Origin of the sequence: Prevotella sp. C561 (assembly GCF_000224595.1) — a bacterium.
GTDB lineage: Bacteria > Bacteroidota > Bacteroidia > Bacteroidales > Bacteroidaceae > Prevotella > Prevotella jejuni.
Map to the genome: position 1 here is coordinate 1 of NZ_JH114195.1, position 928 is coordinate 928.

Annotated in this window: 1 pseudogene; it reads left to right on the top strand. The window is 46.7% G+C overall.

Annotated features, from left to right (window positions below):
• Positions 1-928 (top strand): annotated as a pseudogene (locus tag HMPREF0666_RS15910) (IS1380 family transposase); the annotation flags it as partial.

The window sequence follows — 928 nt, forward strand, 5'->3', positions numbered from 1 at the left end:
ACCTCCGGCAAGTCTTACAGTTTCAACACGGCAGAGAAGCTGAACACCTTACTATTACGGATGATACGGAGAATGGGGCTTATAAAGGTGGGCAGTCATGTTGACCTGGACTTTGACCACCAGTTTGTTCCTGCCCACAAGTTCGATGCAAAGTATTCCTACAAGCAGGATTTTGGCTATTTCCCTGGTTGGGCTTCCATTGGAGGAATCATAGTCGGAGGTGAGAATCGTGACGGAAACACCAATGTGAAATTCCATCAGGAGGACACGCTCCGTCGCATTATGGACCGTGTAACCTCAGAACTTGGTGTGGTAATAGAGCGTTTCCGTGCCGACTGTGGGGCGTTCTCAAAGGAAATCATCCAAACCGTAGAGCAGCACTGCAACACGTTCTATATTCGTGCTGCCAACTGCGGCAGTCGCTATGAGAACTTCCGACAGTTGAAAGAATGGAAAGGCGTTGAGCTCGGCTATGAGAAATGCGATGTCACGTCCATCAGCATGGACAGCTTGATAGAAGGAAAGTCATACAGACTTGTCGTACAGCGTAGTCCTTCGAAAGACAAGGATGGCAAGCAACGGACGGATATGTTCGGAGTAATATACACATACCGCTGTATCCTCACCAATGACTGGGTGTCTACCGAGAAGGACATCATTACATTTTATAATGAGTGTGGAGCAAGTGAAAAGAACTTCGACATACAGAACAATGACTTTGGATGGTCACATTTGCCATTTTCCTTTATGGCTGAGAACATGGTTTTCATGATGGTTACTGCCATGCTGAAGAACTTCTATCTCTATCTCGTCCGTCATATCAGCGAAAAGGTCAAGCCGCTGAAAAAGCAAGCAGACTGAAAGCCTTTATCCTGCATTTTGCAGCATACCAGCAAAATGGGGTGAGAACGAGAAGGCAGAACGTTCT